Annotated in this window: 3 protein-coding genes; 1 reads left to right on the top strand and 2 read right to left on the bottom strand. The window is 73.0% G+C overall.

Annotated elements, in window-relative coordinates; genetic code table 11:
* On the top strand, positions 1-499 hold a 499-nt coding region (gene ubiG, locus HW577_RS23575), incomplete at its 5' end, for a bifunctional 2-polyprenyl-6-hydroxyphenol methylase/3-demethylubiquinol 3-O-methyltransferase UbiG (RefSeq protein ID WP_198378544.1).
* A gap of 58 nt (positions 500-557) precedes the next feature.
* Here the strand turns inward: ubiG and HW577_RS23570 are convergent.
* Together HW577_RS23570 and HW577_RS23565 are read right to left on the bottom strand one after the other, a co-directional pair.
* Positions 558-2,099, bottom strand: coding sequence for an autotransporter outer membrane beta-barrel domain-containing protein (locus HW577_RS23570; RefSeq protein WP_198378543.1), 1,542 nt, complete (start codon positions 2,097-2,099; stop codon positions 558-560).
* 77 nt (positions 2,100-2,176) lie between these two features.
* On the bottom strand, positions 2,177-2,499 hold a 323-nt coding region (locus HW577_RS23565), incomplete at its 5' end, for a DUF1178 family protein (RefSeq protein ID WP_198378542.1).

The raw sequence follows: 2,499 nt of genomic DNA, 5'->3' as shown, positions 1-2,499 counted from the left end.
TCCAATCCGGCGCGGCGCGCGCGTCACCGGCCTCGACGCGGCGGGGGAGGCGCTGGCCGCCGCCCGCGCCCATGCCGCGGCGTCGGGGCTCGACATCGACTACCGGGACGGGCTGCCCGAGGACCTGCCCGACGGCGAACGCTGGGACGCCGTCGTGGCGCTCGAGGTGATCGAGCATGTCGCGGACCGGGACGCCTTCCTCGCCGCGCTGGCGCGTGCGCTGAAGCCGGGGGGGTTGCTGTTCCTCTCGACGCTGAACCGCACGGCGCGGTCATTCCTCATGGCGAAGGTCGGCGCCGAATATGTGCTGCGGCTGCTGCCCGTGGGCACGCATGACTGGCGGATGTTCGTGACACCCGGCGAACTCGGCGCGGGCCTGCGCCGCGCGGGGCTGACCGTCGCCGACCTCGCGGGGATGTCGATGGACCCGCTGACCGGGCGCTGGCGTGCCACGCGCGATGTCGGGGTGAACTACATCCTGATGGCGCGGGCGCCCTGAGGCCGGGCGCGGCGGCGGCTGTTGACCGCGCGAAGGGTGAGGCTTCGCGCTCCGGGCATCAGAACGCGAAGCGGAAGCGCGCGGCGAAGACCTGGGCGTCGTAGCCCGCGCCCGTCTGCCCGTCCCAGGAGACCTGAGCGACGCCGGCGAGCAGCGGAACGCGGACGCGCATGCCCCATTGCGCGGCCCAGCCCGCCACCTGCGGCCCGGAGAGGCTCACCTGGCCCGCCTGGGGAAATCCGGCGAAGACCGCGTTCGACGCCCCGTCGGTGTCGCCCCAGAGATTGATGACGCGGAGATAGGCCCGCGGCTCGACGCGGAAGGGCCCGACCTCGTAGGTGTCGCTCCAGGTCCCGCCGAACCACATGCGTTGCCGCTCCGAGGCGCCGCCCTGGCCGCGAAGGGCGAAGGGGCTGCCGGTCTCGGTGAAGCCCTCGGTCTCGACACGGGCATACTGGTAGCCGAATTGCGGCGTCAGCGGGATGCCGAGCAGGTGGCGGAGGTTCATCGCAACCTCGCCCCCGCCGGTGGCCATCGTCATGCCATAGCTAGCCGAGGCCACGCCGCCCGCCGCCGCCGAGCCGCTGCGCGTCGCGCTGTCCCCCCGGCCGCCGATCGCGAGCAGCGAGACCGTGAAATCACCCAGCCGGAAGGTGCCGAAGGGCCCGGTCTTCACCAGGTCCATGCGGCTCGATTCCGGCGCGAAGGGCTCGTTCGTCGCCATTTCGACCCGGCTCGCATCGAAGATCCACCCGGCGACGATCCCGGGCAGCGGCACGCCCGCGATGCCGCTCGAAACACCGCCGAATTCCGTCCGTGCACCCGGCAGGTAGCGGGAGGGGTCCGCGTTCAGCCGGCCGAAGCCGCCGAAGGCCTCGGCGAAAACCGCCCAGGGCCGATCCCCGCCGCCGGCGAAGGCCGGGTCACCCAGGTCCTCGAACAGCCGGTCGGCCATGCGATCAAGGTCCTGGAAGGTGCCGATGCGCGTCATCGTGTGGCCGGTGCCGATCTGGGCGACCGGGGTGGCGGTGACGGCATAGATGTCGGTGGAGCCCACGAACACGAGTTGCGGCGTGTTGGTGTTGGTCAGGACGAAGGCCTGGCCTGGCCCGACGGCCACGGCGGTGCCGGCGTTCTGGCAGCCGGCCGGCAGGTCGCCGCCATCGCCGAGCAGCCCGCTCGTGCCGGCGCTGGCGCAGACGCCGCGCGCGCCCGTCGGGATGGTGGCGGTCCCTTCCCCCGTGACAACGACATCGAAGGGCGTGCCGTTGACGATGCGCTCGGTCGGCGCGCTGCCGACGAGGCGGGGCGCGGAGAGTTGCACGCGCACCGGCGCCGCCGCCGATGTCAGCGCTGCGCCGACCGACGCGACGGCGGCATTGGAGGCAGGGCTACCGAAGGTCCCGCTCGCGAGCAGCGAGACGATCGGCGAAGGGCCCGAGCCGAGGATGCCGTCGATCCGCACCTGCGGCGTCGGGTCCGTTAGTACGCTGCGGGTGAAGGAGGACGAGGAGAGGTCGAGTGGCGCGGTCTGCGCGAGGACGACCGCCGGCAGAACAAGCGACGCACCGAGCGCCGCGATGGCCGATCCGAGCCGCATGGTCTCCGCCCCCTGATTGCCTCACATTTTCGTGTGCAGGGTTTCGCGACGCAAGGATCAATGTCTGCGCCGGGCCGTCAGGCGTCCGAGGGCGGCACCCAGGGAATGCGCGAGACCTCGATGCCCTCGTCCCGCAACGCCTCGGCCTCGGCGTCGGAGGCTTCGCCGAAGATGCCGCGCCGGTCGGTTTCGCCGCGATGCATGCGGCGCGCCTCCTCGGCGAAATCGGGGCCGACATAGTCGCAGGATTTCTCGACCTCGGCGCGCAGGCGCTGGAGCATGGCGCGCAGTTCGGCGGGAATCGGCCCGGCCATGCCGGGGGCGCCGGCGGGCCGCGGTGCCTCGGGCTGGGCGGCCGGTGCCGGGGCGGCGGGCACAGGCGGTTCGGGCGGCGGCGCGG

Origin of the sequence: Neoroseomonas rubea (assembly GCF_016106015.1) — a bacterium.
Classification (GTDB): domain Bacteria; phylum Pseudomonadota; class Alphaproteobacteria; order Acetobacterales; family Acetobacteraceae; genus Neoroseomonas; species Neoroseomonas rubea.
This window is presented reverse-complemented; position numbering and strand designations above follow the sequence as displayed.

Excerpts from the sequence above, each read along its gene's own strand:
- HW577_RS23570 (WP_198378543.1), bottom strand. The coding sequence starts at position 2,099 with ATGCGGCTCGGATCGGCCATCGCGGCGCTCGGTGCGTCGCTTGTTCTG.